Genomic DNA, 22,673 nt, shown 5'->3' on the forward strand with positions numbered 1-22,673 from the left:
GCGACGCGGTCCTGGCAGATTCCGTTCACGTGGTCACTCCTTGGCTGACGATGCCCGCCGACCCGGTGAGCCCCAGATGCCCCGCGATGAACTCCCGGTGTTCCGCGGGCCCGCCCCAGTCCGCAGCCAGAGCCCAGGCCCGCTTGGCGTACAGATGGAGGTCGCACTCGGTGGTGTATCCCATGGCACCGTGACACTGGATCGACGTACGGGCCGCCTTCCTGGCCGCGTCCGAGGCGAGCACCTTCGCCATCGACGTCCGCACGGCGGCCTCCGCGTCCCCGGCCGCCTGCGCCCAGCCCGCCGCGAGGACCGCCGGCCGTGCGAAGCGCACCGCCAGCTCCACATCGGCAAGGGCATGCTTGACCGCCTGGAACGAGCCGACCGGTACGCCGAACTGCTGCCGCTCCCGGACATGGGCGACCGTCAGTTCAAGCATCCGCTCACCGAGCCCGACCAGCAGCGCGGCCGTGGCCAGCACCCCGCGCCGGTGGGCGACGGCCAGTTCGGCGGGCCCCTCGGCCAGCAACAGCCCGCCGCCCGCCGGAGGGTGCACCCGGGCCAACCGCCGGGAGCCGTCCACCGAGTCGACCGGCTCCAACTCCACGTCGTCGCGCGTGTGCAGGCGCAGCCCGTCGTCGGCGGGTACGGCGATCAGATCGGCGCGCGCGGCGAAGGGGACGGGGGCGTCGGAGGTGAGGGACACCGTGAGCAGTGCCGATCCTCCTAGTACGGCCGCGAGTTGGGGGGCGCCCGCGGCAGCGAGCAGCGACGCGCCGACGGCCACCGTCTCGGCGGCCGGTACCGGCAGGCCGCTGCGGCCCAGGGCCCGCATCAGCGGCGGAAGCGCGTTCTCGTCGAGGCCCAGGCCGTCGGCGCTCTCGGGGACCAGCGCACCGGTGACACCGACCCCGGCGAGGGTGCGCCACACGGCGTCCACGGCCTCGGTGCGGCCACCGGGCCATCCGGCCCGGATCTGCTCGGCGCCGGCCTGCTTGGCCAGCACCTCACCGGCGGCCTCGGCAAGAGCCGTGTCCCGTTCGGCTGCGGCGAAGCGCATCGCTTCCGGTCACCTCCTCGGCAGGCCGAGCAGTCGCTCGGCGACGATGTTGCGCTGGATCTCGTTGGTCCCGGCGTAGATGGGGCCCGCCAGCGAGAAGAGGAAGCCCCGGCTCCAGGGCCCGTCGACCTCCGCCTCGGGCCCGAGCAGTTCGGCCGCCGTCTCGTGCAGGGCGATGTCCAGCTGGGACCAGAACAGCTTGTTCAGGCTGGACTCCGCACCGACCGGCCGCCCTTCGACGATCGACGTGACCTGTTCCAGGGTGAACAACTCGTAGGCCTGGGCCTCGATCCACGACTGCACGACCCGGTCCCGGTGCGCCCCCGGCCCTTCTGCCCGCGCCAGGCCGAGCAGCCGTTCGGCGGTGTGCAGGAAGCGCCCGGGGGAGCGCAGGGTCAGCCCGCGCTCGGACCCGGTGGTCGCCATCGCCACCCGCCACCCTTCTCCGACCCCGCCGAGCACATCGGCGTCGGGAACGAAGACGTCGTCGAGGAATACCTCGGCGAACCCCTCGTCCCCGTCGAGCCGTTCGAAACCGCGCACCGTGGCACCGGGCGCGTCCAGCGGAACGAGGAAGTAGGTGAGCCCGCGGTGGCGCTCCGCCTCCGGGTCCGTACGGAAGAGTCCGAACAGGTGCGTGCAGAAGGCGCCACGGGTCGTCCAGGTCTTCTGGCCGGTCAGCCGCCAGCCGCCGGCCCCCTCGTCGCGGACCGCCCGGCTGCGGATGCCGGCGAGGTCGCTGCCCGCGCCGGGCTCGGACCAGCCCTGCGCCCACAGGTCCTGGGCGGCGGCCATCCTCGGCAGAACGCGCCGCTGCTGCTCCTGCGTGCCGAACGCGAACACGGTCGGGGCCAGCAGGAAGATACCGTTCTGAGTGACCCGGGCGGGCGCCCCGGCCCGGTGGTACTCGTCCTCGAAAATCAGCCACTGCCACAAGGACGCGTCCCGGCCGCCGTACGCCTCGGGCCAGGACACGACCGACCAGCGGGCCTCGAACAGGGCGCGCTCCCAGTCCAGATGGGCCGCGAACCCCTCGCGGGTGTCACCGGACGGCAGCGGATTCCTGGGCACGTTCGCCGCGAGCCATGCCCGCGCCTCCTGCCGGAACGCCTCCTCCTCGGCACTCCAGGTGAGATCCACGGCTCACCCCTCCCCGTCCGTACGGCCGCCGAAGGTGTCGCGGACCTCGGCGGCGACGCCCGACAGGTTGATCTCGAAGGTGAAGCCCTGTTCGTAGCGGTAACTGCGCTTCACGTCCCACAGGTCGATGCCGTTGAAGGCCTCCTTGGCGGCGCGGATCACCACCGGGTTCTTCCCGGCGATGTCGGCGGCGACCTCCAGGGCCCGGTCCCGCAGCCGGTCGGCCGGTACGACGTCCAGCACCGAGCCGAAGGCGTGCAGCTCGGCGGCGGACGCGGTGGCGCAGGTGTACATCATCGCCCTGGCCCTGTGCTGCGGGACCAGACGGGACAGGTGCGTCGCGGCGCCCAGCGCGCCCCGGTCCACCTCCGGCAGCCCGAAGTACGCGTCCTCGGCAGCGACGATCACGTCCGAGTTGCCGACCAGACCGATCCCGCCGCCCAGACAGAACCCGTGGACCGCGGTGACGACCGGCACCGCGCAGTCGTAGACCGCGGCGAACGCGGCGAAGCAGCCACGGTTCACCCCGATGACGGCGGCGTGGCCGGTGTCGGCCTGCAACTCCTTGACATCCACACCGGCGTTGAAACCGCGCCCCTCGGCGCGCAGCAGCACCACCCGCACGTCCGGATCGCGGCCGAGCCGTTCGACCGTCTCCGCCAACCGGTACCAGCCTGCCACCGGCAGGGCGTTGACCGGCGGGCAGTCGACGACGACCTCGGCGATGCCACGTTCGTCGACGGCGGCGTTGACGAGTTCAGTGCCCATGGGTTCTCCTGTGTCGCGGTGCCGGGTCGCGGGGCGGCCGGCCGCGGTCACCGTTTCGCTCCGGTGTTGGTCAGACGGGTGAGGACGGCGTCGGCCTCCGCGACGATGCGTTCGATGAGTTCGGCGCAGCTGGGCAGGTCGTCGATGACGCCCGCGATCTGGCCGGATGCGAGGGGCCCCAGGTCCGTCCGGCCGTCGACCATGCCGGCGCGCAGCATCATCGGGGTGTTCGCCGCCATCACCACCTGGGACCAGCCCAGTTCATGGCTGCGGCGCATCGCCAGTCCCTCGCGGACCAGGTCGGACCACGAGGTGCCGGAGACCTTCCGGAACGCGGCGGCGTGCCGCAGCGAACGGACGAGTCGCGCGGGCGCCCGTTCCCGCAGCAGCCGTTCCACCGCTTCGGTGCGCAGGACGCGCTGGGGGATGCCGTCGAGGACCGGGGTGACCACGGTGTCGGTGACGCCCCGCCTGAGGTACTCGGCCTTGACGGAGTCGCGCACGGTGCAGTCGCTGGTCAGCAAAAACCGCGTGCCCATCGCGATGCCCACGGCACCCTGGGCGAGCGCGGCCACCAGCCCCCGCCCGTCGCAGAACCCGCCGGCCGCGATCACCGGGATGTCGACGGCGTCCACGACCTGCGGGAGCAGGATCGAGGTGGGGACGCCCCCGGTGTGGCCGCCGCCCTCACTGCCCTGCACGACGACCGCGTCCACGCCCCATGCCTGGACCTTCTCGGCGTGGCGGCGGGCGCCGATGGACGGGATGACGACCAGCCCCGAGTCCTTCAGCTCGCGGACGACGCGCTCCTGCGGGGCGAGTGCGAAGGACGCGATCCGCACGCCCTCGCGCATTAGAAGGTGGCCGCGTTCCAGGACGTCGGGTGCGTCGCCGCGCATGTTCACCCCGAACGGCGCGTCGGTGCGCTCCCGGACGGCCCGGATGGCGTCCCGGGTCTCGTCGAGGGAGAGCGTCGCGCTCGCCAGGATGCCGAGCCCGCCGGCCGCCGCGGTGGCCGCCGTCAGTCCGGGCCCTGACACATATCCCATGCCGGTCTGCACGATCGGGTGGCGGACACCGACCAGGTCGCACAGCGCGGTGTGCAGGGCGGGGTGGACGGGGGCGATGGGGGCGCTCATACCGGGTCTCCTTCGCGCGCCGCTCGCCGGGGCCGTGAGTCCCGGCTGCCGAGGGGTTGTCGGTCGAGCCAACGTAACCTAACAATTGTTTGCTAGGTAAGACTCCGTAGGGGTGGGAGCGTGGGAGGAAACAGTCCATGGGAGACAAGTCGATGTCCCTGGCGGACTTCGCCGGGACCGTCGAGTCGGGCATGACCATCGGTATCGGCGGCTGGGGATCGCGGCGCAAACCGATGGCACTGGTGCGTGAACTCCTGCGCGGCGACGTGCGCGACCTGACCGTCGTCACGTTCGGCGGCCCGGACGTGGGGCTGTTGTGCGCGGCGGGCAGGGTGCGCAAGCTCGTCTACGGCTTCGTCTCGCTGGACAGCATCGCCCTCGACCCGCACTTCCGCGCCGTACGGGAGCGGGGCGGCGTGGAGACGGCCGAGTACGACGAGGGCATGATCGTCACCGGTCTGCGGGCCGCCGCGAGCCGGCTGTCCTTCCTGCCGACCCGCGCGGGCCTCGGCTCCGACGTCCTCAGGATGAACCCCGACCTGGTGACGATCGCCTCCCCGTACGCCGACGAGGAGTACGTGGCGATGAAGGCCCTGCGGCTCGATGTGGCTCTGGTGCACGTCAACCGCGCGGATGCGGCCGGCAACGCCCAATACCTCGGCCCGGACCCGTACTTCGACGACCTGTTCGCGATGGCGGCCGACCGCTGCTACGTGAGCACCGAGCGGATCGTCGCCCCCGAGGACCTGCTCGCCGCCGGGCCCGCTCAGTCACTGCTGATCAGCCGTCTCTTCGTCAACGGGGTCATCGAGACACCCCGTGGCGCCCACTTCACCTCCTGCGATCCCGACTACGCGCGGGACGAGGCGTTCCAGGCGCACTACGCGTCGGCGGCGCGGGACGCCGACTGCTGGCAGCTGTTCCGCAAGACGTTTCTCGACGGCGACGAGCAGGCGTACCACGAGGCCGTGGCGGAGTTCCACGCGAACCGCGACGGACAGGGGGAGGGACGATGACGGAGATCACCCGGGCCGAAGTGTGCGCCGCTGCCTGCGCCGACGCGTGGCGCGGTGCCGGGGAGGTGCTCGCGCACACGGCCGGGGTGCTGCCCTCGGTCGGGGCGCGCCTGGCCCGTCTGACGTCCAGCCCGGACCTGGTCCTGACCGACGGCGAGGCCTACTTCATGAGTGATCCGCCGCCGCTCGGCCGGACCGCCGCCGACGGGGGCGTCGTCGAGGGCTGGGTGCCGTACCGGCGGGTCTTCGACATCGTCTCCAGTGGTCGTCGGCAGAGCATGATGGGGGCCAGTCAGATCGACCGGTACGGGAACCAGAACATCTCCCTCATCGGCGACTGGCGTCGTCCCACGCGGCAACTCATCGGTGTGCGCGGCGCTCCGGGCAACACCGCCAACCACCGCACCGACTACTGGGTGGCCCGGCACACCCCGAAGGTGTTCGCCGACAAGGTCGACGTGGTCTGCGGTGTGGGCAACGACCGTGCGCGCGGCGGCAGGGGGCTGAGGTTCCACGACCTGGGCGTGGTGATCACCAACCTCGCGGTTCTCGACTACGGGGAGGACGGGCGGCTGCGCGTGCGCTCCCTGCACCCCGGCGTCACCGCGGAAGAGGTCCACGCGAACACCGGTTTCGAGATCGACGCGAGCGGCGCCACCGAGACCCGTATGCCCGACGAGACCGAACTGCGGCTCATCCGCGAGGTCGTCGACCCTCGCGGGCTGCGCGACCGCGAGGTGAGCCGGGGCACCGGGTCGTAGGACCCGGCACCCCGGCACCTCACCGGGACTCCCGGCCCGTCAGCAGGGGGAGTTGGTCTGGGTGAGCAGCCCGAGACGCCACGGCAGGGTGTTGTAGTCGCCGGTCGCACCGGGATCGAGACCCTGGTACAGGTACTGGAGCCGGCAGCCGGGAATCGTCAGCGTCTGGTCGTAGCCCGCACGGATCATCTCGCCGTGACTGATGTCCCTGGTCCAGGCCCCGGCCGGGAAGGTGACGTTGTTCGCCCGGGCGAACGGGTTGCTCTCCGAGGCGGCCAGCGCCGTCCACGAGCCGCCGGGACTGTTCGCGGTCCAGGAGCGGAACCAGCGTTTCCCGTCCGACCCGATCGCCTCGACGAGCAACAGGTACTGGTTGCTGTCCTGCACCTTGTAGACGTTGGCGGCTTCGAACAGGGCGTACCTGTTGGAGTCCTGGGCCGCGATGACCGTGTTGGTGAAGCCGCCCGGGAACTGGCCGACGGTCGTCTGCGAGCGGTACAGGTGGCCGTTGTCGTCGGAGGAGAACAGGTAGCAGTTGGAGCTGTCGCAGATCACCCACATGTCGACCCAGTAACCGTTGCCGATGTTCTGCCTGATGATGTCCGGCATCGCGGAGTAGAAGTGCCGGGGAGCACTCCAGCCGTTCGGGTCGCTGATGTCCGGGTTGGTGGAGAAGGAGGCGTTCCCGGTCTGGTAGACGAGGTACCACAGCCTCTGCGGCGCGTAGTAGAACACCTGCGGCGCGGCCCGGTATCCGGTACCTATCGCGGAGCGGTCCAGATAGTGGTGCGTGGCCGAACCCGCCTGCGACCAGTCGGTGAAGTTGAGGTACACCAGGTTGTACCCGGAGGCGCTCGCCGTGCTGGCGAACACGTGGTACCTGCCGTTGTAGTGGACCACCGAGGGGTCCTTGATCCCGGCGATGCCGGGGTGCGCCGAGTCCGGCTTCGGGGCGATCAGCGAGCCGCTGGAACTCCAGCTGAAACTGCCGGGCAGGGCAGCCGCCGAAGCGGCCGAGCGGGTGCCGGCGGTCCGCGCCGCCACCGTCGCCGAGCTACCGCCCAGCGCGGTCAGCGTCGCCTGGAAGGCCGCCTTCTTGTTGCCGTTGCCGTCGAACAGCAGTGGGTTCTCCCCGCTCCGCCAGGAGTCGCTGTCCCGTATGCCCCACACGGTGATCCCGGTACAGCGTGACACGTTCATGCACGCCCGGACGGTGTTCGTGTACGCGGCCGACGGCGCCTGCGCAATGTCGAGTTCGGTGATCTGTACGTCCACACCGAGCGCCGCGAAGCTCGACAGCGTGGTCTGGAAGTTGGACGGCGGGCCGCCGGTGCCGAAGTGCGCCTGGAAGCCGACGCAGTCGATGGGTACGCCCCGCGCCTTGAAGTCGCGCACCATGCGGTAGACGCCCTGCGTCTTCGCGGCACTCCAGTTCTCGATGTTGTAGTCGTTGTAGCAGAGCTTGGCGGCCGGGTCGGCCGTTCGCGCGGTACGGAAGGCCTGTTCGATGAAGCCGTCGCCCAGCACGTTCTGGAACACGGAGGCACGATGTGTGCCGCTCCCGCCGTCGGCGAAGGCCTCGTTGACCACGTCCCAGGAATGGATCTTTCCCTTGTAGTGGTTCATCACCGTGGTGATGTGGTTGTTCATCACGCTGCGCAGGGTGTTCGCGTCCGTGATGGAGCTGACCCAGCCGGGCAGTTGGGAGTGCCAGACCAGGGTGTGGCCGCGCAGACGCTGCCCGTGCGACGCGGCATGACTGGCGATCCGGTCGGCGGGGGCGAAGTCGAACGAGCCGCGCGAGCGCTCCGTGGTGTCCCACTTCAGCTCGTTCTCGGGCGTGACCATGTTGAACTCGCGGTTCAGGATGTTCGCGTAGGCCGTGTCACCGAGTTTGCCGGCGGCCACGGCGGTCCCGAAGTACCGCCCGGACTGGGCCGCTTGGGCCCCCAGTGTGGTGGCCCGGACGTCGGCTGCCGGCTCGGCCGCGGGCACGGCCGTGGCGGTGCCGGTCGCCAGCAGCGCGGTCGCGACCAGCAGGACCGTGCCGCCGAGAGGGCGGGCGTTCCGGCGGGTGGGGAATTGATGGAGCCATGACATATGTGCGCTCCTCTTGTGCGGGGGCTAAGAGGTGTGCGTGACCGGACGGAGGCGTGGTCGAGCCCTTGGGTGTTCGCCATGTCGAACACCGGCCGCCCTTCTGGACGTCTTGGATGATAGGAGGCGCACAGGGCGCGTCAATACCTCTCGCATCATTCGGTTTTCACGCCGAAATGTTTCGCCGTTGCTTCCCGGTGAGCAGCCGCCGCGGATTGGCGATACGGAAGGCGTGCGCGGCCGCTCCGCCCAGACCGAAGCCGGGATGCAGCGGCGGCTCCGCGTAGGGCCGGTCCGAGCCCTGGACGACGGCACCGGTGCCGAGGGCGCGGACGACGGCGTCGACGGCACGAGGGCCGTAGGACGACGTGTCGACGAAGACGCCCGGGTCCACGTCCGCCTCCTCCTGGCCGCCGCCCCGGGCGGCGAAGCGCTCCCCGTGCAGCGGGGCGAGGCCGGCGAGCAGTGCGAAGCACACGCGCAGGTGTGGATGGCGCGGTCGGCCGAAGGCGCGGAAGGCGAACCAGGCGGCGTGCATCTGCTGGACGTACGGGACCATCGCCGGCCACCACCCGGGGCCCCCCGGTTCGCCGGCCGCGGGTCCCGGGTGCACGAACAGCGGCAGATCGCGTTCTGCGAGCAGATCGAGCAGGGGGGCGCACCGCGCGTGACCTGCCGCGTCGGCGAGGGCGTTCGCCGGCAGCTGGAGGCCGGCGAACCCCCGGTCGAGATCCTTGGCCGTCGCGTTCGCGTCGATGTCCCGAACGCAGGCTGCGGCCCAGGCGCCGAAGGGTTTCGGTAGAGCGGCCGATCCCTCGTGATACGCGTCCAGCAGGGGCCGGGCCTCGGCGGCGGGCAGCCACTCCACGCCGATCGGGGCGGACAGCGAGACGAGCACCCGGCCGAGGCCGTCGGCGCCGGCGATGTCCGTACGGCGGGCGATGTCGTGGTCGGCGGGTGGGATCTCGTAGGGCGGCTCACCGCGCAGGTACAGGGTCCAGCCGTTGAGGAACGGGGGTTCGCGGCGCGAGCGCAGGGCCGCCACCAGCGAGGGGGTCCACAGATGCTGGTGTACGTCGACGCTGGTCATGAAGCTCCTCCCGCCGGGGCTGACGATTCTCCCAGCAACGCGCGCAGCGCGCCCCGGACGTTGTCGGACCCCAGGATGCCGTGGCTCACCGCTGTCACGTCCACCCCGCAGGGCCGGTCGTCGTCGAGGGGCGGCACCGCCGCCCGGATCGCCCGGTGCAGGAGCCGGGGTCCCCGGCCCAGGGCGGGCGGCGCGGCCAGGTCCACCGCCTGTGCGGCGACCACGGCCTCCACGGCGAGCAGCGGTCGCAGCCGGGCGAGGACCCTGGTCAGTCGCCGGGCGCCGAGCGCCGCGTTGGTCGAGTCGTCCTCGACGGCGTCCGCGCCGTGGCGGGGGTCGGTGGACACCGGAGTGGAGAGCATGCGGATCTCGGCGACGAGTGCCTGCGCGGTCTTGGTCAGGGGCGCGAAGCCCGAGCGCTCGGGTCCGTACGGTGAGAGGTTCGCGGGCAGACCGCTGACGGCGGGGTCGAGCAGCCGGCGTATGCGCTCGGCGGAGACGGCCGGCGTCTGGGCCAGGGCCAGCGCGAGGGTGTCGAGCGCGAGGGCCAGCGCCGGAGTGTGGAAGTTGCCGGAGGAGAGGATCTCGCCGGTGTCGGGCAGCACCACCGGGTTGTCGCCGCAGCCGTTCAGTTCCGGATCCAGGGCGGCACCGGCGAAGCCCATGGCCGCGTAGGCGGCGCCGTGCACCTGGGCGGCGCAGCGCAGGCTGACGGGATCCTGGACCCGGCGTGCGTTGCGGGGATCGCCCAGTTCGCCGCCGTCCAGCAGGGCGAGCAGCTCGCACGCGGCGCGGGACTGGCCGGGGGCGGGGCGCAGGCCCAGTACCCGGGCGTCGAGCGGACTCGTGTTCGCCCGGAAACCCTCATAGGTAAGCGCCGTGACCGCCTGGGCCATGGTGAGGAGTGCGGCGGCCTCGTGCAGGACCAGCGCGCTCTGTCCGGCGGCCAGCGGGCTCGCGCTGCACAGCACATGCCCGTCCTTCGGGCCCAGTCCGGCCGGCGCGAGACCGGCCCGCCGCAGTGCCGTCGCGCCGTCGCACACCTTCCCGTCGAACTCGGCGCTGCCCTCGCCGATGACGACCAGGCCGACATGCGCCAGCTGGCACAGGTCGGAGGCGCCGATTGACCCCACCTCGGGGATCACGGGATGCACCCGCGCGTTGAGCATCGCCACCAGCAGCAGCACGATCTCCGGCCGCACCCCGCTGCCGCCGCCCGCGAGGCCGTTCACCCGGGCGAGGACCGCGGCGCGTACGACGGGGACCGGCAGCGGATCGCCGACCGCGTTCGCCCGTCCGCGCACCGTGCGGACGCTGAACGCCTCCAGCTCGGCGCGCGGCAGGGCGTAGGAGGAGCGGGTGCCCAGACCCGTCGTCAGGCCGTACGTCGGTACCTGGCGGTCGACGATGTCCTCGACGACGGCCCGCTCGCGCACCAGCCGAGGCAACACCGCGTCCGCCAGGGCGACCTGGGTGCCGTGGTGGGCGACGGCGACGACATCCTCGTACGACAGCGACCGCCCGTCGACGACGACCTCCGGGAATCCGACGTCTGTCCTGGCGGTGTCCGTCATGAGAAGCGGAGTTTCTGGCCGAGGCCGCGTTCCTCGGCCTTCCTCAGCATCGCGGCGCCGAGCGCGATGTCGGAGAGGGAGAGACCGCGGTGCCAGAACAGGTTCGTCTCCGCCGGGCTCGCCCGGCCGGGCTTGCGGCCCGCGACGATCTCGCCCAGCTCGCCGTGCAGATCGGCCTTGTTGAGCCTGCCGGAGTCCACGTGGGCGCGCAGGGCGCCGAACGGTCCGGCGTGTGCCTGCCCCCAGTCGTCGACGACGATCTTGTCCAAATGTCCGTGAGGCCGAGTTCGACCGCGCTGTTCGTCCCGTAGGGCACGACCAGGGCGCCGCGGGCGATCCACTCCGTCTTCAGCAGCGGCTCCGGACGTTCGAGACGGGACGCCTCCACCACGATGTCGGCGCCCTCCACGCACCTCTGCCAGTCCTTCGTCACGACGACAGGCTTGCCGAGGTCCCGCTCCAGACGCTCGGCGAAGGCTGCGCGGCTCTCGGGACGGCGCGAGTGGACACGTATCTCGGCGAGGTCGAAGATCCGGTCGAGGAGGCGGACGTTCCAGTACGAGGTGGCGCGGGCGCCGATGTGTCCGAGCACCCCGGCGTCCGGGCGGGCCAGATGGCGTGCCCCCAGCGCGGTGAGCGCGCCCGTGCGCATCTCGGTGAGAGCGGTCGCGTCGACCACGGCCACCGGCATGCCGGTGCGCGGGTCGAAGAGGTTGAGCAAAGCCATCTCGGAGGGCAGACCGGCCTCGTAGTTGCCGACGAAGTCGCCCACGATCTTGACCCCGGCCAGCGAGAGCGGAGCGACATAGCCGCGCAGCACGTTGAAGTGCCCGTTGAACGAGGCGTCGGGCACGAGGTGGACGCGCGGTTCGATCACCGTCTCGCCCTGCCCCTGGGCACGCAGCCCCTGCTCGACGGCGTCGAGGATCTCGGTGTCGGTCAGCTCCAGCTGCCCGATGTCCGAGCCGTTGAGGAAGGTGAAACAGACCGGTTTCATGGAGGTGTCCCCCTGTTCTCCGGGCCTCCCGGGCCTGATTTCGTGTGACTGTAACGTGCCGTTTACAGATGACCATTGACTGTCATTCAGTCACCGATAACTCTGCATGATTATATGCAAGTCGGGTAAGGGGCAGCCTTGATCAGATTCGACGCGGTGAGCAAAAACTATCCGAACGGGACGACAGCGGTGGACGAACTGTCGCTCGAGTTGGCCGAGGGTGGCATCACGGTCCTGGTCGGTCCCTCCGGCTGCGGCAAGACCACGACCCTGCGCATGGTCAACCGCATGGTGGAGCCCACGGCCGGGACGGTGAGCCTGCGCGGCCAGGACATCCGGGAGATCCACGCCCCAGAGCTGCGCCGCGGCATCGGGTACGTGATCCAGCACGCGGGGCTCTTCCCGCACCGCACCATCCTCGACAACATAGCCACCGTTCCGCTGCTGCTCGGCTGGAGCCGGAAGAAGGCCCGGGCGCGGGCGGCGGAACTGCTGGAACTGGTGGGGCTGCCGGGCGAGATGGCCAAGCGCTATCCGAACCAGCTCTCCGGCGGGCAGCAGCAGCGCGTCGGGGTGGCCAGGGCGCTGGGCGCCGACCCGCCCGTACTGCTGATGGACGAGCCGTTCAGCGCGGTCGACCCGATCGTCCGGGCGGAGTTGCAGGCGGAGTTCATCCGGCTCCAGAGGGAACTGCACAAGACGATCGTGTTCGTCACCCACGACATCGACGAGGCGATCAAACTCGGCGACAACATCGCGGTGTTCCGCACCGGCGGCAAGCTGGCACAGTTCGACACCCCCGAGCGGCTGCTCGCCCAGCCCGCCGACGACTTCGTGGCCGACTTCGTGGGACACGACCGGGGCATCCGCCGGCTCTCCTTCGTCAACGCGGCCGACGTGCCCCTGCGCGACGGCCCGGTGCTGCCGGCGACCTCTCCCGTGGCGTCCGCGCGGACCGGCGGCGAGCCCTGGGTACTGGTCGTCGACGAGGGCCGGCGGCCGCTTGGCTGGACCGTGGTCACCGACCTCCCGGAGAGTGGCACGCTCGCGGACGTACCGCTGGCGCCGCTCGGTCACACCTTCAGCCTCGACGGCGACTCGGCGCGGGCCGCCCTCGACTCGGCGCTCCTGTCGCCCGCCCGGCTCGCGGTGGGCGTGGACGCCGACGGCGCGGTCGTCGGGGTCGTGGACGCCCACGAGCTGTCCACGGTCATGTCCGAGGCCGGCGCCGACGGGACGGGCGGTGAGAAACGATGAGCGACGACGAGCCGCTGATCCGGTGGCAGTGGATCGGCGACCACGCCGGTGAGCTGGCCGACTACACCGGCGTTCATCTCAGACTCGGCCTGCTGCCGGTGCTGTTCGGGCTGGTCATCTCGGTACCTCTCGGCATCCTCTGCCACCGCTACCGCTGGCTGTATCCACCAGTGCTGACCGTGGCCAACATCCTGTACTCGATACCGTCCCTGGCCCTGTTCATGATCTTCGTCCGTTATACGGGGCTCACCGAACGCACGGTGATGATCCCGCTGACGATCTACACACTGTCGGTGCTGGTACCCAACGTCGTGGACGGGCTGGCCTCGGTCCCCGAACCGGTCCGGCTCGCGGCCACCGCGATGGGATTCGGCGCGATACGCCGTGTCGTCCAGGTCGAACTGCCGATCGCCGTACCGGTCGTCATCGCCGGCGTACGGGTCGCCGCCGTCTCGTCCATCAGCCTTGTCGCCGTGGGGCAGCTGATCGGACAGGGCGGTCTCGGGTACTACATCACCCGTGGTCTGCAACTCGACTTCCCGACCCCGATCATCACCGCGATCGGGCTGATCATGCTGCTCGCACTCACCACCGACGCACTGCTGGTGCTGGCACAGCGGCTGCTGACCCCGTGGTCCCGGAGCAGGGTGACGTCGCGATGAACGACTTCCTGAACCAGATCCGGCTCGTGGGAGACTGGCTGACGTCCTCGCAGCAGTGGCACGGCGACGAGGGAATCCCGCAGCGGCTCCTGGAGCACCTCACCTACAGCGGTCTGTCCCTGCTGTTCGCCGCCCTCATCGGGCTGACCCTCGGGCTGCTCGTCGGGCACACCGGCCGCGGGGCGTTCGCCGTGGCCAGCGTGGCGAACCTGGCGCGGGCGATCCCCACCTTCGGTCTGGTGGTCCTCGTCGTCACGCTCGCCGGACTCAGCACGACGCCCGTGCTGGTCGCCCTGGTGGCGCTGGCGGTCCCGCCGATCCTCATCAACACCTTCGAGGGGGTGCGGGGCGTGGACCCCGACACCAGGGACGCGGCGCGCGGGGTCGGTATGACCGAGTGGGAGGTCCTGGTACGGGTGGAGGTACCGATGGCGCTGCCGTTGATCCTCCTCGGTCTCAGGGTCGCCGCGATCCAGGTCGTGGCCACCGCGACCGTGGCCGCCTACCCCGGCCTCGGGGGCCTCGGCCGCTTCATCGTCGACGGGCTCTCCCGCAACGACTACGAGCTGGTCATCGGCGGATCGACTGTCGTCGTCGTACTGGCACTGGCCGTCCAGGTCGCCTTCACCGCGCTAGGGCGCGTCGTCGTCTCGCCGGGCCTGCGGGTCTCGGCGTCCAGGTCCTGAATCCTCAGAACCCTTTTGAACCCACTGAACCCCTTGAACCCCTTGAGTTTCCGAGCCTCCGGGCTCCGAGAGAGGAAACACCCATGAGCAGCATGCGAGGCATCCACCGCGGCGCCGCGTTCGGTCTGATCGCCGCACTCTCGCTCACCGCCTGCGGAGGTGGCGACGACAGCGACGACAATCCGCTGGCGGGCGACAGCGGCGGCAGCGGCAAGTCCATCGTCGTCGGCTCGGCGAACTTTCCCGAGAACCAGCTGCTCGCCGAGATCTACTCCCAGGCGCTGGAGGCCAAGGGCCTGAAGGTGACGCGGAAGTTCGACATCGGGGCCCGCGAGGTCTACTACGACCAGGTCGTCAAGGGCGGCATCGGCGTTTTCCCCGAGTACAACGGAGCACTGTTGTCGGTGGCGGTCGACGAGAACAGCACCGCGACCAGCACGGAGCAGGTGAACGCAGAGCTGAGGGCGAAACTCCCGTCGTCGGTGGAGATACTCGACTCCGCCGCGGCCGAGGACAAGGACTCGGTGACCGTCACCGCCGAGACCGCCGCCAAGTACAATCTCAGGACTCTCGCCGACCTCAAGCCGGTCGCAAAGGACATGACGATCGGGGCCGGTTCGGAGTTCAAGACCCGCACACAGGGCGGGGTCGGTCTGAAGTCGGTCTACGGCGTCGAGTTCGGCAAGTTCCAGCCCCTGGACGCGGGCGCGCAGACCACCCTGGTGAAGCTGCTCAAGTCGAACGACGTACAGGCCGCCAACCTGTACACCACCGACCCCGCCATCGTCGCGGACAAGCTGGTGGTCCTGGAGGACCCCAAGAACCTGTTCTCCTCGCAGAACGTCACGCCCCTGGTCTACAAGTCGGCGGTCGACGACACGGCCAAGGCGGCCCTCAACGCGATCTCGGCGAAGCTCACCACAGAGGACCTGCTGGAGATGATGAAGAAGCTCGTCAACGACAAGGAGGACTCCAGCACCGTCGCCAAGGAGTGGCTGACGAACGCCGGCCTCGTGAGCTGACCGGCCGGGTTCGGCCGCGCACACCGCCCGCCCTCTCCCTCGCCACGCAGTCCAGGCAGTCCAGGCAGGGGAGAGGGGACCGAACACGACCGGCTGGGGAGCAGAGTGAGTGACGTACGGCTGCACCAGCTCTTCGAGGGACGCCGGCTCACCCCGACGCAGCGCCGGATCGCGCACTGTCTGGTCCGGCAGGCGGCGGACGTGCCCTTTCTGCCGAGCGTGGAGCCGGCCCAACGGACAGGCGTCAGCCAGCCGTCGGTGACGCGGTTCGCCGTCGCCCTCGGCTTCGACGGGTATCCGGCGCTGCGCAGACATCTGCGGGACGTCGCACCCGCCGGCGCCGAGGCCGGGGAACGGTCGGACATCCCGTACCAGCAGGCGCTACAGGCCGGGATCGGCAACCTGCGGCAACTGGCGTCCCTGCTCGCCGACCCCGGACCCGTGGAGCGGGCGGGGTGGCTGCTCGCCGCCTCCCGGCCGTTGCCGGTGCTCGGGCTGCGCGCCTTGTCCAGGCACTGAGTGAAGAGTGAGCCATCAGGATCGAACAGAGTCCGACAAGATTATTGCTTCGGCTGTGTTCGAAGTCCTAGGGTGAGCCTGGCTCGGCAGCTCCCACTGTCACCAGCAGTTGTGTGCTGACTCGATATCAACTCCTGCACGACCCCGGTGAGTTGAGCCGTCACCGATGACCACAGCGCTGTCGGATTCCGGGTCGATTGTCAACAGTAACGAACACGATCTGACGCATCCTCAGTCCGAACAGCGCACTGTCGTACCGAGGAAGGCCACGGTCATGCCGCACCCCCACGAGTTCGCCGTCAGCCGCCGCCGTCTCCTGGAGGGAGGGGCCGCCGTCCTCGGCGCGCTCGCCCTCTCCGGAGCGGCCACCGCCCACCGGGCCGCCGCTGCGGACGCGTCGGACACCACCCCCGAGTGGAACGGCCACATCGACGTCTTCCGCCTCGGCACCGAGCCGCCGCACACCACGCTGATGCCGTACGCGACCGTCGCCCAGGCCCTCGCCGCCGACCGCACCTGCTCCCCGTACCGGCTGAGCCTCGACGGCACCTGGAAGTTCGCCTACGTCGACCGCCCCGACGACCGGGCCACCGACTTCTACCGCACCGACGTCGACGACAGTGACTGGGACACCATCCCCGTCCCCTCGGCCTGGCAGCTGCACGGGTACGACAGCCCGATCTACGTCAACATCGACTACCCCTGGTGGGGCCCCAACGGCCGGGGCGAGGAGGCGCAGCCGCCGGCCGCCCCCACCCTCCACAACCCCGTGGGCCAGTACCGCCGTACCTTCACGGTCCCGCGCGACTGGGCGGGACGACGGACCTTCCTCCACTTCGAGGGCGTCAAGTCCGCCCACTACGTGTGGATCAACGGCGAGCTGGTCGGCTACCACGAGGACTCGTACGACCCCTCCGAGTACGACATCACCCCGTACCTGAAGCCGGGCACCAACCGGATCGCCGTGGAGGTCTACCGCTACTCCGACGGCGACTGGCTGGAGGACCAGGACATGATCCGGCTGAGCGGCATCTTCCGCTCGGTCTACCTGTACTCCACGCCGGCCGTGCGCCTGCGCGACTTCCGGCTCGACACCCCCCTGAGCGACGAATACACGGCGGCCGAACTGTCGGTCACCGCGAACGTGCGGGACTACGGCGGCAGGGGCGCCGGCCGGTACTCCGTCGAGACCCAGCTGTACGACGCCGACGGGCACCCGGTCTGGTCGCGTCCGCTCCAGCAGACCGTCGCGCTCGGCGCCGGCGAGGAGAAGTCCGTACAGGCCGCGAAGGCCGTACCCGCCCCGCGCCTGTGGTCGGCCGAACACCCGAACCTCTACACGGCCGTGCTCCGTCTGCGCGACCCGGCCGGCAAGGTGATCGAGACCCTCTCCCACCGGGTCGGCCTGCGCGAGTTCGCCCTGCAGGACGGGCTGATGCGCATCAACGGCAAGCCGGTCTCCTTCCGGGGCACCAACCGGCACGAGATGCATCCGGTCCACGGCTCGGCGCTCACCCGGGCGGACATGGTCGAGGACATCGGCATCATCAAGCGGCTCAACATGAACACCGTCCGCACCTCGCACTATCCGAACAACCCGCTGTGGCTGGAACTCTCCGACGAGTACGGCCTGTACCTCGTGGACGAGACCAACCTCGAAACCCACGGCGTCCGGGGCGAGTACCCCGGAAACCACGCCGAGTGGACCACCGCGTGTGTGGCCCGCGCCCAGAACATGGTCCACCGCGACAAGAACCACGCCTCGGTCGTCATCTGGTCGCTCGGCAACGAGGCGGGCGGCGGCACCACGTTCAACGCCATGTACGACTGGATCCGCTCCTACGACACCACCCGTGTCATCCAGTACGAGGGCGACGACCGCCCCGGCATCAGCGACATCCGCTCCGAGATGTACGACAGTCCCGCCCGCGTCGAGCAACGGGCGAAGGACACCGCCGACACCCGGCCGTACGTGATGATCGAGTACTCCCACGGGATGGGGAACTCCAACGGGAACTTCAAGAAGTACTGGGATCTCGTCCGCCGCTATCCCGTGCTGCAGGGCGGCTGGATCTGGGACTTCGCCGACCAGGCCCTCAGCTGGCCCACCCCGACGCGCAAACTGTTCACCGAGACCGGGCCCGCCGCGCTCCACGGCGAGATCATCGCTCCCGCCGGCACCTTCACCCGCGACGAGGGCGTCTCCGGCGGCACCGTCTTCGCCCGCGACGCGGGCCTCGACCTCACCGGCTCGCTGACGCTGGAGGCGTGGATCACCCCGGACGTCCTCGGCTACCACCAGCCGATCATCGCCAAGGGCGACACCCAGTACGCCCTGAAGCAGTCGGACAGAGGCCTGGAGTTCTTCATCCACGGCGGTGGCCAGTGGGTCAGCGCGTACTGGACGCTGCCCGGCGACTGGACCGGTAGGGAGCACCACGTCGCCGGTGTCTTCGACGCGACGGCGGGCACGCTGACCCTCCATGTCGACGGCGTGGCGCGGGCCACCAGGACCACCACCCGGCGGCCCGGCAACAACACCGCGTCCCTCGCCCTGGCCACCGACATCGACAACCCCACCCGGGAGTTCAGCGGCACCATCCGGCGGGCCCGCGTCTACGCCCGGGCGCTCAGCGCCGCCGAGCTGGCCTCCGACAGCCGTGGCCCCGGCGACGACGGCGTCCGGTTCTGGTTCGACGCCGCCACCGTCGGTCTCACCGAGAAACGGCCCCGCGACAAGACGTTCTACGCCTACGGCGGCGACTGGGGCGACAACCCCAACGACGGGGTCTTCGCCGGGGACGGCATCGTCACCGCCGACCGCGGGCTCACCGGCAAGTCCGCCGAGGTCAAGCGGATCTACCAGGCGGTGCAGGTCACTTCGGGTGCCTCGCAGGGAGCGGTCACACTCACCAACGAGTACCTCTTCACCAACCTCCGCGCATTCGAGGGGCGCTGGGAACTGGTCGCCGACGGAAGAGTAATCCGGCGAGGAAGGCTGACCCGCGCCCAGCTCGACGTGGCGCCCCTGTCCAGCAAGGACATCACCGTTCCCTTCGAGCTGCCGGACGACCCGGCGCCGGGCGCGGAGTACTTCCTGCAGCTGTCCTTCACCACCAGGGAGAGCACGAAGTGGGCCAGGGCCGGCTTCGAGGTGGCCCGGCAGCAGCTCGCCCTCGACGCAGGCAGCCCCGCCGTCACGCCCAGACCGCTGGACAGCGTCCCGGCACTCAGCCACGAGGACGCCGACGCGTCGGTCACCGTCAAGGGCAAGGGCTTCTCGGTCACCGTCGACAAGGCGACCGGCGTCATCACGTCGTACAAGGCCCGCGGCACCCAGCTGATCTCCTCCGGGCCCACCCCGAACTTCTGGCGGGCGCCCATCGACAACGACCGGGGCAACGGCCAGCACACCCGCAACCAGACCTGGCGCGACGCGGGCACGCGGCGGACGGTCACCGGTGTCACCGTCCGCGCCCTGCGGGACCGGGCCGTCGAGATCAAGGTCGCCGGCACGCTGCCCACGACGACGGCATCGACGTACACCACCACCTACACCGTCTTCGGCAACGGTGAGATCAAGGTCGACAACACCCTCCACCCGGGGGCCGCCTCGCTGCCGTACATCCCGGAGGTCGGCACCCTGCTGTTCCTGCCCGGCCGCCTGGACAGGCTGCACTACTACGGCCGCGGCCCCGAGGAGAACCACTGGGACCGCAACAACGCCACCGACGTGGGCCTGTACTCCGGCACCGTCGACGGGCAGTGGACCTCCTATCTGCGCCCGCAGGAGAACGGCAACAAGACCGACATCCGCTGGATCGCCCTCACAGACCGCCGGGGCACCGGCCTGCTGGTCTCCGCCGAACCGCTCCTGGAGGTCAACGCCTCGCACTTCACACCGGAGGACCTGTCGGTCGGGGCCCGCCACGACTACCAGCTCACTCCGCGCGACGAGGTCGTCCTGCGCCTGAGCCACCGCCAGATGGGAGTCGGCGGCGACAACAGCTGGGGCGCGCACACCCACGACGAGTACAAGCTGTTCGCGGGCCGCGACTACTCGTACAGCTACCGGCTGCGCCCCCTGACGGACGTCGACGAGGCGATGGCGGCCTCGCGGCGGCCCACGGCGGGGGAGTCCGCCGGGTAAGACAGGAACACAGGTCCCGGGGGCGTCACCCTTCATCGGGGGTGGCGCCCTCGCCCAGTTCGTCGGCCAGACAGACGAGGTACAGGGCCATGGTGGTCCGGTGTTCGCGCAGCGGGCGGCCGGTGAGCTGCTCGATCTTGGGTCGTCGAGCGGCGCGGACTCGGCTCGGCCGTCTCGCGGGGCAACGCGGGCTGGGTCTGCCTCAGCCACTCGACACCCGTCCCGGCCCCGGGCGTACTGCGCTACGCCCTGCGCTCACTCGGACGGCCCGACTCGCCGCTCTATCTACGGCCGCTGCCCGACCCGGCGTTCGCCCGGTGGCTCCGGCGGTTCTGGCGCAGCAGCACCCCGGCCGCGTTCCGGCACGGCTCCGCGGCGATCGCCGAGCTGAACCGGCCCACCTTCGACCTCTTCGACGGCCTGCGCGAGGCAGGGGTGGCCACGACCCTGACCCGGCCCGGCATGGTCCACGCGTTCCTGTCCCCGACGGAGGCCCGCCGCCACCTCGCCGTCCAGCGGGAGGCGGCGGACGGCCACCACCCGATGCCCGACGACATCACCACGGGCGCCGAGGCACGTCTGCTGGACGGGGCGCTGTCGCCCCGCGTACGCGCGGCCTACCTGGTCGAGGGGGAGGGGGTGGTCGATCCGGAGGCGTTCGCACGAGGACTAGGCGAGGCACTGAACGTGGCCGGAGTGAAGGTGCACGAGAACGCGGAGGTGACGGGGTTCCGGACCGGGGGAGGGCGGGTCACCGCGCTGAGCACGGACCAGGGGGACGTTCCCTGCTCGTCGGTCGTCATCGCGGCCGGCATGCGCTCACCGGCGCTGCTGCGCACCCTCGGACACCGGCTGCCGCTCCAGGCGGGCAAGGGCTACAGCTTCTCGGTCGACCTGGATCCGGCGCCCCGGCACACCCTCTGCTTCGGGGAACGCAGGGCCGTCGCCTCACCGATCGGCGGCACCACGCGGATCGGCGGCACCATGGAGCTGAGCGGCAACAACAACCGCCTCGACTGGCGCAGGATCGTCGCCGTGGCACTGGCGAGCCGCCACCGCCTGGGCCCCTGGTTCGACGACCCGGACGACCTGGTGAGCCTTATCCGCGCACCCTGGGCGGGCGGCCGTTCCTCCCCGACGGGCTCCCGGTGATCGACCGCCTCCCCGGGTACGACAACGCCTTCGCGGCCACCGGACACGGCATGCTCGGCGTCACCCTGGGCCCCGCCACAGGGCACCGACTCGCCGAGTACATCCGCACAGGCCGCCGCCCCGATGCCTTGGCACCGTTCCGCTTCGACCGGCTCCGCCGCTGAACGGACGGAAGCCGTCACGCGGTCTGCGCCGGCGAAGCGGCCCCGGAACTCCTCCGCCAGGCCGCCGCCCCGCCTACTTGCCCTGCTTCTCCAGCTTCTCCTGCTGCAACTCCTTGATACGCACCGCTTCCCTGCGGACGTCGGCCTGCACGGAGCGCTCGTGCCGGAGCCACTCGGGGTCCTCCTGCTTCAGCGCGTCGATCTGCTCGGTGGTGAGGGCCTCGGTGACCCCGCCCCGGGCGAGCCCCGCGATGGAGACGCCCAGCTTCGACGCGACCACCGGACGGGGGTGCGGGCCGTCGCGGCGCAGGTCGCGCAGCCAGGCCGGCGGGTCGGCCTGCAGCGCGGCCAGCTCGGCGCGCGTGACGACACCCTCCTGGAACTCTGCGGGGGTGGCCTGGAGGTACACACCCAGCTTCTTCGCCGCGGTCGCGGGCTTCATGGTCTGGGAGGTCTGGTGCGTCGTCATGGTGTCAAGGGTATCGAGCGTATGAACCAGCGCCGACCACGGCGGACCGGGCGGGAGAGCGGCGGGAAATGTACGGCAGGTAGCCTGGCGCGGTGACTGGCTCGGAAGATTCCCCCGCGTTCCGGCTCGCGTACGTCCCGGGAGTGATCCCCGCCAAGTGGGTGCGGATCTGGAACGAGCGGCGCACCGACGTCCCCCTGACCCTGCTCCAGGTGTCCGCCGCCGAGGCGGTCGGCCTGCTGCTGGGCGGCGACGCCGACGCCGGCCTCGTACGGCTGCCGGTCGACCGTTCGGTGCTCAGCGCGATCCCGCTCTACACCGAGACCACGGTGGTCGTGGTTCCCAAGGACCATGTCGTGGCCGCCGTCGACGAGGTGACCGCGGAGGACCTCGCCGACGACATCGTGCTGCACCCCCTCGACGACACACTTGCCTGGGAGCGCCTCCCCGGCCGTCCCGCGATCGAGCGTCCCGCGACCACCGAGGACGCCGTCGATCTGGTCGCGGCCGGGATCGGCGTCCTCGTCGTCCCCCAGTCCCTCGCCCGCCTCCACCACCGCAAGGACCTCACCTACCGTCCGGTGACCGACGCGCCCGAGTCTCGGATCGCGCTGTCCTGGCCGGAGAACCGGACCACCGACCTGGTCGAGGACTTCATCGGCATCGTGCGCGGCCGCACCGTCAACAGCTCACGCGGACGGCGCGAGGAGCCCGAGGCGCAGCAGCCGAAGACGAAGAAGCGCCCCGGTACGGAGGGCGCGGCACGCAAGCCCGCCGCGGGAAGGTCGGCGGGCCGGGGCGGAGGCGCAGGGAAGGGCGGAGCGGCGGGCAGGGGCACTCGCCAGGGCAAGCCCCGCCGCAAGTAGGGCGCGGAACCGGGCCTCCGTCCGGCGGGCGGGGTTCGCGCCGGCCCGCTGCGAGGCGGGTGACCACGACGAGGCGGCCGACCG

18 protein-coding genes and 3 pseudogenes are annotated in these 22,673 nt (G+C 70.8%); 11 read left to right on the top strand and 10 right to left on the bottom strand.

Going from position 1 to position 22,673, the window contains the following annotated elements:
* Window positions 1-25 precede the first annotated feature (25 nt).
* From RB628_RS29065 to RB628_RS29080, 4 genes are read right to left on the bottom strand one after another with little or no spacing between them, the layout of a single operon-like run.
* Window positions 26-1,060: an acyl-CoA dehydrogenase family protein gene (locus tag RB628_RS29065; protein WP_318323502.1), complete on the bottom strand. Its 1,035-nt coding sequence runs from the start codon at window positions 1,058-1,060 to the stop codon at window positions 26-28.
* A 9-nt stretch (window positions 1,061-1,069) separates the two neighbouring features.
* The gene (locus RB628_RS29070; protein ID WP_318323503.1) at window positions 1,070-2,200 is read right to left on the bottom strand and encodes an acyl-CoA dehydrogenase family protein; all 1,131 of its coding nucleotides are present in this window, start codon (window positions 2,198-2,200) and stop codon (window positions 1,070-1,072) included.
* A 3-nt stretch (window positions 2,201-2,203) separates the two neighbouring features.
* A complete protein-coding gene (locus RB628_RS29075; RefSeq protein ID WP_318323504.1) occupies window positions 2,204-2,968 on the bottom strand; it encodes an enoyl-CoA hydratase family protein in 765 nt (254 codons plus the stop codon).
* A 47-nt stretch (window positions 2,969-3,015) separates the two neighbouring features.
* On the bottom strand, window positions 3,016-4,107 hold the full coding sequence (locus RB628_RS29080; protein ID WP_318323505.1) for an NAD(P)H-dependent flavin oxidoreductase: 1,092 nt from the start codon (window positions 4,105-4,107) through the stop codon (window positions 3,016-3,018).
* 137 nt (window positions 4,108-4,244) lie between these two features.
* Here RB628_RS29080 and RB628_RS29085 point away from each other — a divergent pair, with 137 nt between their 5' ends.
* Window positions 4,245-5,123, top strand: a complete 879-nt coding sequence (locus tag RB628_RS29085; protein WP_318323506.1) for a CoA transferase subunit A — start codon at window positions 4,245-4,247, stop codon at window positions 5,121-5,123.
* Window positions 5,120-5,884, top strand: coding sequence for a CoA-transferase subunit beta (locus RB628_RS29090; protein ID WP_318323507.1), 765 nt, complete (start codon window positions 5,120-5,122; stop codon window positions 5,882-5,884). The genes RB628_RS29085 and RB628_RS29090 overlap by 4 nt, the downstream gene beginning before the upstream one ends.
* A 39-nt stretch (window positions 5,885-5,923) precedes the next feature.
* Here the strand turns inward: RB628_RS29090 and RB628_RS29095 are convergent, their stop codons facing one another.
* From RB628_RS29095 to RB628_RS29110, 5 genes and pseudogenes are all read right to left on the bottom strand, one after another.
* Window positions 5,924-7,984 (bottom strand): non-reducing end alpha-L-arabinofuranosidase family hydrolase, encoded by a 2,061-nt coding sequence (locus tag RB628_RS29095; protein WP_318323508.1) that lies wholly within the window; start codon window positions 7,982-7,984, stop codon window positions 5,924-5,926.
* 163 nt (window positions 7,985-8,147) lie between these two features.
* Window positions 8,148-9,071 (bottom strand): amidohydrolase family protein, encoded by a 924-nt coding sequence (locus tag RB628_RS29100; protein WP_318323509.1) that lies wholly within the window; start codon window positions 9,069-9,071, stop codon window positions 8,148-8,150.
* Window positions 9,068-10,645, bottom strand: a complete 1,578-nt coding sequence (locus RB628_RS29105; protein ID WP_318323510.1) for an aromatic amino acid ammonia-lyase — start codon at window positions 10,643-10,645, stop codon at window positions 9,068-9,070. Before RB628_RS29105 ends, RB628_RS29100 begins: the two co-directional genes overlap by 4 nt.
* Window positions 10,642-11,058 carry a hypothetical protein gene (locus tag RB628_RS42720; RefSeq protein ID WP_412180743.1) on the bottom strand — a complete coding sequence of 139 codons (417 nt, stop codon included), beginning with the start codon at window positions 11,056-11,058 and terminating at the stop codon, window positions 10,642-10,644. The genes RB628_RS29105 and RB628_RS42720 overlap by 4 nt, the downstream gene beginning before the upstream one ends.
* Window positions 11,004-11,642 (bottom strand): annotated as a pseudogene (locus RB628_RS29110) (ornithine cyclodeaminase family protein); the annotation flags it as partial. The pseudogene RB628_RS29110 and the gene RB628_RS42720, both read right to left, overlap by 55 nt.
* A 138-nt stretch (window positions 11,643-11,780) precedes the next feature.
* On the opposite strand from RB628_RS29110, the gene RB628_RS29115 reads away from it, so the two are divergent.
* From RB628_RS29115 to RB628_RS29150, 8 genes and pseudogenes are all read left to right on the top strand, one after another.
* On the top strand, window positions 11,781-12,899 hold the full coding sequence (locus tag RB628_RS29115; RefSeq protein ID WP_318323512.1) for an ABC transporter ATP-binding protein: 1,119 nt from the start codon (window positions 11,781-11,783) through the stop codon (window positions 12,897-12,899).
* Entirely contained in the window at window positions 12,896-13,561 is a 666-nt protein-coding gene (locus RB628_RS29120; protein WP_318323513.1) for an ABC transporter permease, read from the top strand. Before RB628_RS29115 ends, RB628_RS29120 begins: the two co-directional genes overlap by 4 nt.
* The gene (locus RB628_RS29125) at window positions 13,558-14,247 is read left to right on the top strand and encodes an ABC transporter permease (protein WP_318323514.1); all 690 of its coding nucleotides are present in this window, start codon (window positions 13,558-13,560) and stop codon (window positions 14,245-14,247) included. Before RB628_RS29120 ends, RB628_RS29125 begins: the two co-directional genes overlap by 4 nt.
* A gap of 83 nt (window positions 14,248-14,330) precedes the next feature.
* A complete protein-coding gene (locus RB628_RS29130) occupies window positions 14,331-15,269 on the top strand; it encodes an ABC transporter substrate-binding protein (RefSeq protein WP_318323515.1) in 939 nt (312 codons plus the stop codon).
* Window positions 15,270-15,362: 93 nt separating this feature from the next.
* Window positions 15,363-15,773, top strand: a pseudogene (locus RB628_RS29135) (MurR/RpiR family transcriptional regulator); the annotation flags it as partial.
* A gap of 289 nt (window positions 15,774-16,062) precedes the next feature.
* Complete coding sequence (locus RB628_RS29140; protein WP_318323516.1) at window positions 16,063-19,938, top strand: glycoside hydrolase family 2 TIM barrel-domain containing protein; 3,876 nt, start codon at window positions 16,063-16,065, stop codon at window positions 19,936-19,938.
* Window positions 19,939-20,139: 201 nt separating this feature from the next.
* Window positions 20,140-21,090 (top strand): annotated as a pseudogene (locus tag RB628_RS29145) (NAD(P)/FAD-dependent oxidoreductase); the annotation flags it as partial.
* Window positions 21,087-21,254 (top strand): hypothetical protein, encoded by a 168-nt coding sequence (locus tag RB628_RS29150; RefSeq protein WP_318323517.1) that lies wholly within the window; start codon window positions 21,087-21,089, stop codon window positions 21,252-21,254. The pseudogene RB628_RS29145 and the gene RB628_RS29150, both read left to right, overlap by 4 nt.
* 73 nt (window positions 21,255-21,327) lie before the next feature.
* Here the strand turns inward: RB628_RS29150 and RB628_RS29155 are convergent, their stop codons facing one another.
* Window positions 21,328-21,723 (bottom strand): DUF5997 family protein, encoded by a 396-nt coding sequence (locus tag RB628_RS29155; protein WP_318323518.1) that lies wholly within the window; start codon window positions 21,721-21,723, stop codon window positions 21,328-21,330.
* A gap of 92 nt (window positions 21,724-21,815) precedes the next feature.
* Here RB628_RS29155 and RB628_RS29160 point away from each other — a divergent pair, with 92 nt between their 5' ends.
* Window positions 21,816-22,589 (top strand): LysR substrate-binding domain-containing protein, encoded by a 774-nt coding sequence (locus RB628_RS29160; RefSeq protein WP_318323519.1) that lies wholly within the window; start codon window positions 21,816-21,818, stop codon window positions 22,587-22,589.
* Window positions 22,590-22,673 lie beyond the last annotated feature (84 nt).

It is taken from the genome of Streptomyces sp. ADMS (assembly GCF_033441795.1).
GTDB lineage: Bacteria > Actinomycetota > Actinomycetes > Streptomycetales > Streptomycetaceae > Streptomyces.